Origin of the sequence: Pseudovibrio sp. W74 (assembly GCF_001623085.1) — a bacterium.
Lineage (GTDB): Bacteria > Pseudomonadota > Alphaproteobacteria > Rhizobiales > Stappiaceae > Pseudovibrio.
The window spans coordinates 667-8,016 of record NZ_LMCJ01000062.1 but is presented as its reverse complement, the minus strand read 5'-3'; the positions used below and the strand labels follow the sequence as shown (position 1 = coordinate 8,016).

Sequence of the window (7,350 nt, the reverse complement as noted above, 5' to 3'; positions counted from 1 at the left end):
ATGGGCCACAGCCCCAGACCCCAGTCTGCGACAGCGTACCAACACAACTGCAACTTGCATGCCAACTTGACAAAACCAGCATCCAAGAATGCACGGAAACATATTTAACCCTTGAAATATCAATTGAAATTAATTTCAAATCATGTGTAAAATCACTCACGGCGCGGCGCTGTAAAATAAATACCGCTACGTAAAGCTGGGCCAGAAATGGCCCAGAAAGTTACCGAGATCTAAGCAAATCAGCTATATTATTGATAAACCAGAGAAATCAGCGGGCCGTTTTTGGCCCAGCCCCGGCCGCTTTTGGCCCGTCATTGAAATGTAAGGGATATTTGGAACAATCCTTCAATGGGGGATGTTCATGATACGTGTAATTTTTTCCAAGCGTGCCTTAGGCTCGCTCTAACGTTCAAAGAAACGTAGAATTTCTTGAACTCATCACCTTCGATCACAAGTTTACAAAGCCCTGAAAATTTAGGTTCAAAAAACTGGTTTCCTCAATCAAAGTTCAAAATCCAAGCTTCCGAATGAGTTTATTGGGGCAAGAACAAGATCTGTCAAAAATCGTACGGTAAGACAGACAAACAGAGAACATTGGAATGTTCAAAAGGGTATTTACCTATTTTATGTCCAAGTGATCGATCCCTATCCGTAAACGGACATTATTAGGCACCTTACTGACAATAAAAGATAAATCGCTTAGCGTACGCCTGCGAGCAAAACTTGTTCTGGCCCCCATAAATGTCCGGTTTAGCTCACTATGACAGCGTTGGCATTCGCCAAACTTGTTCAGCGTATCGGTAGTAAAGCAATATGGCTTCAGGGGTGTTTTCTTCTGTAATTTTTACGTCGCGTTTTAGTGCCCGGCTAAGCTTAGAACAAAAACTAAGCACATTATGTAACGTAGCTTGAGATCTGATTTCTCTTGGATCGATATCAAACTCTATTTCATCTTCGATGAAAAAATGAGTATTTGCGACGGGGCCGCAAAGGTCCACCTTGAAAACATGTGCATGTTCTTTGTCATTTAATAGCCTGGAGGCAGAAGCTGGAAGTTCTGCCGATATCCCGTCGCGTTCATACGACACTCTGCCAAACTCTGCGGATAGGCTAATCAGTTTGTCCCAGTCTGATGTTGTTGTTCCACTTATTATAATATCACGAAGTGACCCATCGATTTCAAAATGTTGAGCTGCATCCTTCCACAGCATAGAAACCTCCTCTAGCCCGCACTTGATATAATCTAGCATCCGACTAAGTCCACACCCAGACGGACTGTAGCATCGGCAATAAGAGCTCCGAACCTGTGACACATCCAGCTACACTGAGCGCATAGATCCAACCACAAAGTGTTCTCGAAAGCGCCTGCAGTTACTTCAAAAAGACTTACCTCAACCTTTGGTGGAACCACTTTAAAGTCCGCTCCTGGCCCGACGCATCTTGACGTAGCCATACTCACTTCCAGTTCTCTACGCCGCAGCGAACGTCAGCAAAGTCCAGACTTCAATTATGAAATCGAACCGCGTTGACAGGCAACTTCGGATCATTGGGCGTCATTTCAATATGAGGCTCTATTACTCACAGACCATACCTCTTTTTGCTCTATAGTACCGCAAACGCACTCGGGCATTTAAAATGGATAATGTCGGAAAATATGTAATTGCAATCTTTTAATACGCACTAATGAAGTGTAGTAAAATATTTGAAATTGATTTTTTGCTACACTTGGGTATTCGAAATGATACGTGGCTATATAAGAACCGACAAAACCGAGCACACCAAAGAAGACCAGATGGAAGAGTTGCGAGCCGCAAACTGCGAAACCTTCCGCGTTGATGAGGGAATTTCGCGGCGCTCCTTCCTGAAGCCTGGGCTTGATGGGCTGATGCAAGAGGCTGTTGCGGGTGATGTGTTGGTATTTTGCTCTTTGGATCGTGTTGCGGAATATCAACGTGATATCGCTGAATTCTTCGTTAAATGTCAAGTGCTAGGCGTTGATGTGGTGGTTCTTCGTGAGGGACTAAACACACTAGAAAACCCTGGTGTGTTTCAGGTTATGGCGGCGTTTGTTGGCTTCGCTCGCGGGCTGGATGATGAGCGGCGGGCATTGGCGATTGAGAAGGCGAAGAGGAAGCAGGGGCGACCGTCTAAACTGAGCGAAGAGCAGCAGCTTGAAGCTGTTGAAATGAAGGCTTCAGGCAAGACCATCTCACAGATAGCGGCAACCTTCAGCGTTTCACGTGCCACGATTTACAGTTTGTTAGAACCGAAGACTAAGAAACTCGATGCCTTCGCCAATATCCCCCGTGATGAGTTGCGGGAAATAATGTTTGGGAAGAGGGAGCAAGATTAAGCCCGCCATTCAGATCAGATCAACCCATGATGGAAACGCCCGAAAGTCCGGGGTTGTTTGGGTTTCTATGGCCCTCAGTGTCATAGTTGGCACTATCTCTTTGGTTTGATTGGTAATTGGACACGTCCCTGACGGGTCAGGCTAGTCAACGCGCCTCTCGGCGCTTGCAGAGCCAAACCACCACACCACCAAACGCGGCAAAGGAGCCGCGTTGTCTCTTCCAGAGCCACCACAGCGCCAAGCCTTGCTAAGTGCCTTAGGCAGTCTGTCTCTGCCATACGGTGACTGTCATTCGTGCTGGGTTGCACCTTCTTCTTTCTTTTCTGTCGTTTTGACCTGAGGGGTAGCTGTAAGGGCTCACGCCCTCACGAAAGCTAGTTCGTCGCTCCCCTGACCACAATCTTCCTCACCTGGCGGCTCCGGGAGATCATGGACAGCCTCTCTTCTCACCAGCTCCCGCACACCCGTTTTAAAGACAAAGGAAATGAAACGGACCTCACAGGGAGCAAGAACAATGGCTAAACTCACCAAAGCAGAAGCAAAGCGCCACGCACAAGCAGTGGAACTCCTTAACAAAGACGTGCTCACCGAGAACGACAAGGATTTTGTTTTTCAAAACTGGCATGAAGGTGCTGAGTTTGAAAACGGCTCCCGTGGTGCGTTTTTCACCCCTTGGGATCTGGCTTTTGATTTCTCATTTGACTGTGGTGGCCACCGGATCATTGATCTTTGTGCTGGCATTGGAATGCTGTCTTTTGCAGTCTACCACCGCTTAAAAGAGCGCAACGGCAGAGCGCCGGAAATCGTGTGCATTGAACGCAACCCCGCTTATGTGGCCGTTGGAAAGAAACTGCTTCCGGAGGCAACCTGGATTTGTGCTGATGTGTTTGAGTGGGAAGAGCTCAACCTTGGCCGGTTTGATCAGGCGATCAGCAACCCGCCCTTTGGCAAGGTGCCGCGCTCAGGCAATGGCCCAAGCTATAAAGGCGGGCTGTTTGAACATCATGTTATAGATATTGCCTCAAAACTTGCAGATGAGGGGACATTTATCATTCCCCAGAATTCCGCCAGCTTTGCTTATTCTGGTGTGCAGTGCCATCGCCAGACACCAACCAGCGCAGGCGGCAAGTTTGCAGCTAAACAGGGTTTTGAAATGACGGCCGGCGTGGGGATTGATACCGCCGTCTACCGCAAAAGCTGGAAAGGTGTTTCCCCGCTGTGTGAGGTGGCCCTGATCGACTTTTCACCGTGTCAGGTAGAGGAAGTCCAGCTCACTACCACACCAGTGCTGGCACCTCCTGTTGTGCCCGTGGAGCCGGTTTGCCTTCCCCCTCTTGCCGCCATCTCCAACGTAGCCCCAACTGCTCAACTCTCCCTCTTTTGAGGGGGCACGGGGCTAGTTTGAACAGGAGATCTGAGAATATGAAAACGAAGCAAGATGCACCAAACTGGTATTGCGAAGGATGCAAGACGTTCCATTTGCCACAACAAGAGCGGCAGGTTGATGATATGGGAGATTATTACTGTGCCAGGGCTTGGAAGCGTCTGATCAACCCGCAAAACACGACCTTTAAGCAGCGGGTGAATTATGCGCGGGAAGGGTTTTGTCTTGGAGAAGACAGCCGCGCCTTTGATAATTGCTTTGAAATGTATGACGGGGCTTTTGTTGTTGCAGCTCTCATGCGCCTTAGTGAAACCGATCATGAGTTAAAGCAGGCGATTGAGCGCCATATGAGCAAGGCAGGGCTTGCCGAGTGGCAGCAGACAACGGCCAGCCTTGCCCACATCCCAACACACAAACTTTCCCAAAAGGCTGCAACGCATCGGCAGCAAGTTGAAGCGAGCCCGACCGGCTACCAGCAGCCAAGCCTTTTCTAACGCACAGATCCAGAGACACCCCATGTACAACTTCACAAAGCCGACCTGCTCTTTAACCGCAATCACCTTTCTGATTGAACTGCATAAAGCAGACTTGATGTTTCACCCGGACGACAGCCCTCAAGGCTGCGATTTTGGCAGAGAGCTTCCATCTTTGATGCTTGCGATGATGGATCAGTACATGGAAGCCACTCATCACTATCTTGAAGATCCAAGTGCGATTGTCTGTGAAATTGATAAGGCCCCAGTTCAGCGGCAGGAACAACCTGTGAGCCGGGCTTCGAATGTCTTATCTGTTCTCGATCTATCGACCGCTCACCTATCCCCCAAAACGCTTGCAATGCTTGGCGAGAAGACGCCTGAGACCTTCCCGCTCTATGGTGGCAACCTCGTGAACGGATTGTTTATCTCCGCCTGCAGAGACTACGACTACAGCAGCAAGGAGCTTCCCATTGATTTGCTTAGCTGTCTCACGGCTGCATGGGCGCAGGACTGCTCCCACATTCTCTTTGACTGTGATGGGCCGATTGATGAGAGCTTGTATGCCTACTCTCATGACGGTTCCGAGTAGGTGTGAGGAACGCGGCAGAGGAGGGGAGCGCAGGCTCCCTTTTTCGTTTTGGCTAGCTTTCCAGTTTCAGTGATCTAAGAGCGGGGCGACCTGGCTTGCAAGCGCACAGCGGGATCGGCTGATCCCGCATCGAGCCCGCAATCCATCTCACTCTTGTCTGTCATGGGCTTGCGGCTGGCAAGCGACCGGCGCACCGGCCACATGCCAGCCTTCAGCAAGCAGCACGGCTTTTCTCTTCCATTGTCATCCATGCATGAGGGGCTGCTGCAAGGGCTTCGCCCTCACGAGAGCTAGATCGTCACTCCCCTGACCACAATCTTCCTCGCCTTTCGGGCTGCGGGAGAATGTGGACAGCCTCTCTCCTCACTAGCTCACGCTCACCCGCTTTCTTGACGGAGAAAGAGAGACGGACACTACAGACGCGGGAGTAACCCTCATGACCATTCGTAATCTTTTCAAGTTCTTCGCCAATGTCGCTGGCTTTGCCGCACAGGCAAAAACACCAGCTGCAAAATATGCTGCGCTGCTGCCTAGCTTAGATAAGTCTGTCATTGAGGTATTCACAGATGAAGACGTGATGCCTTTTACAGAATGCTACATCGCATACCTCTTTCATGAGGGGGAAGTGATCACCATTCACGAAGATGCTCTCGATTTTGAGGATGCTATTGAGAAGCTAGAAGAGCTGTACGAAGGCGCAGAAATCCTGAGGGTCTACGGCTCTGATCTTGCAATTTATGAGGGCAACCGGTGCATCCAGGCGGGGCAGGTCTTTCTTACTGAAGAGCAGAAAGAGCAGGTGGGTTGGGCTTACCTAGAAGAGGATGAGCCGGATTTGCGCGAAGATTGGCCGCTTTATGTGAAGGAGTACGACGACGAGGCTGATGAAGATGAAGAGCCGGAAGAGGTTTTGCTTGAAGGAGAGTTCCAGTGTGAGATTTCAGTTCTCCAATATGAGGGGCTCGTATATGAGGTTGATGTTGACTTCTTTGAAACACATGTAGCTAAAAGCTTTGCTGAAGTTGTCGCGGGGCTGTCAGAGCGATACGACCATGAGTTTACTTGGTCAGTAAAGGCCCGAGATTGGCAAGGCAACCGCTTCACCCATCGCCATAAGTTAGACCAAACCCGCATAGATGAGCAGCACTTGGCTCATGAGGAGCAATCTCTGAAACGTTGCGAAAATCAAGATGTTCAGTGGTTGATTTAGCAACCGCGAAACCACTGGACCAACTTTCCCATGGGTGCATTGCACATAGCAACTTGAGGGTGCATCTGCTACAAGCAGTTAAGAGTTTTGGGGCTAAAGCAGCGTCGCTGATCCAGCCAGCGTATCGGGAAAGATAGGCTCTCCCGACTGAGGCAACAGCCTTGCCCTAAAACCGGAGAGTGATGAGATGTGGTATCTACCAATTTCTGTCACGCTGAAACTAAAAAAGACTCGGACCAGCTGGACACTGAAACTCCAAGTCTCTTTAAAGTAAGTCAGTAGTTTGGAAGGGGGCTCAGCTCCCTTCCTCTCCGGTATACTACTCCGAGATTTCCAAAAAATCAATTAGCACTGCTTTACAGAGCGCCGGTGATTTTGGGCTTGCTCCAACGCTTTCAGTCTGCGCGGGATCTGCCGATCCCACTCCGCCTTCCAGCATTGGCGCTGCGCTCATTGTTTTTGCCAACCGTCTGCAAAATTGAGCACTCGGCATCGGCACCCTTGCAGGGCACACGATGCCTCGCACTCAATTTTGCAGATCGGGGCAGGGCGGCGCTATGCAATCGCTCGTTGCACTCACAGATTGCATAACGCCTTGACGCGCAGATCATGCGCAAGCTTGGCAGCTCACACATGCTCCGCGCTACCCCAAAGCTTGCCCAGGTATTGTCGCTAAGCTCTGAAATGATCTTTCGCGAATCTTCACTTTTTCCGCCTCAATGGCTTGCGAGCTGTCAAGCGAGCAATTGATAATTTGCAATTTTCATGCGCCATGCTTCATGCACTTTCGATACTTGACCACGAAATGTCATTGCAGTTGAAATGTATTTTACCCCTATCAGTGATTTGCCACTTGACACCATTATTGGCTTTGGGATGTGCAATCGTGCAGATTTCTTCAATCGCGGAGATAAATGCTCAATTTCTGGCTGTTTCTATGAGTTTCCACGAGTTTCCAGGACTTGGTGAAGTGATTTCCAAGAGTTTCCACGAGATCCCAATGGTTTCTACGAGATTCCGCATGTTTCCAAGAGTTTCTATGAGTTTCTACGAGTTTCCAAGAGTGAAAGTTGGCAAGATAGGCTAAGCGGTGCCGCTTAGCGAAAATTCGACGAGTTTGAGCAAACTCGTCGAATTGAGCTTATTCGCACTGACGTGCTCAACGGCTTTTTTGCTGCGCAAAAATAGAGGATGGATACGGAAATCTAATTGTGGATAACATTAGCGTACAGTTTTAAGGAAATTCTACCAAAACCCCGCAGTTTCCCTTGGTACATAAAAATTGAAATAAATCAGAACTATAGTTGTGCCCGATCCTGTGCGGAACTGTGATCGAAA

Annotated in this window: 6 protein-coding genes; 5 read left to right on the top strand and 1 reads right to left on the bottom strand. The window is 49.3% G+C overall.

Annotation, left to right across the window (positions count from 1 at the left end; all coding sequences use genetic code 11):
- Nucleotides 1-758: 758 nt before the first annotated feature.
- Nucleotides 759-1,211, bottom strand: a complete 453-nt coding sequence (locus tag PsW74_RS26650; RefSeq protein WP_063286975.1) for a hypothetical protein — start codon at nt 1,209-1,211, stop codon at nt 759-761.
- A gap of 527 nt (nt 1,212-1,738) precedes the next feature.
- On the opposite strand from PsW74_RS26650, the gene PsW74_RS26645 reads away from it, so the two are divergent.
- From PsW74_RS26645 to PsW74_RS26625, 5 genes are all read left to right on the top strand, one after another.
- Complete coding sequence (locus PsW74_RS26645; RefSeq protein WP_063286974.1) at nt 1,739-2,353, top strand: recombinase family protein; 615 nt, start codon at nt 1,739-1,741, stop codon at nt 2,351-2,353.
- Nucleotides 2,354-2,867: 514 nt separating this feature from the next.
- Nucleotides 2,868-3,737 carry a methyltransferase gene (locus tag PsW74_RS26640; protein ID WP_193775911.1) on the top strand — a complete coding sequence of 290 codons (870 nt, stop codon included), beginning with the start codon at nt 2,868-2,870 and terminating at the stop codon, nt 3,735-3,737.
- Nucleotides 3,738-3,775: 38 nt separating this feature from the next.
- A complete protein-coding gene (locus PsW74_RS26635; RefSeq protein WP_063286973.1) occupies nt 3,776-4,231 on the top strand; it encodes a hypothetical protein in 456 nt (151 codons plus the stop codon).
- A gap of 22 nt (nt 4,232-4,253) precedes the next feature.
- Entirely contained in the window at nt 4,254-4,802 is a 549-nt protein-coding gene (locus PsW74_RS26630; RefSeq protein WP_063286972.1) for a hypothetical protein, read from the top strand.
- A gap of 436 nt (nt 4,803-5,238) precedes the next feature.
- Nucleotides 5,239-6,012 carry a hypothetical protein gene (locus PsW74_RS26625; RefSeq protein WP_063286971.1) on the top strand — a complete coding sequence of 258 codons (774 nt, stop codon included), beginning with the start codon at nt 5,239-5,241 and terminating at the stop codon, nt 6,010-6,012.
- The last annotated feature ends 1,338 nt before the right edge of the window (nt 6,013-7,350 follow it).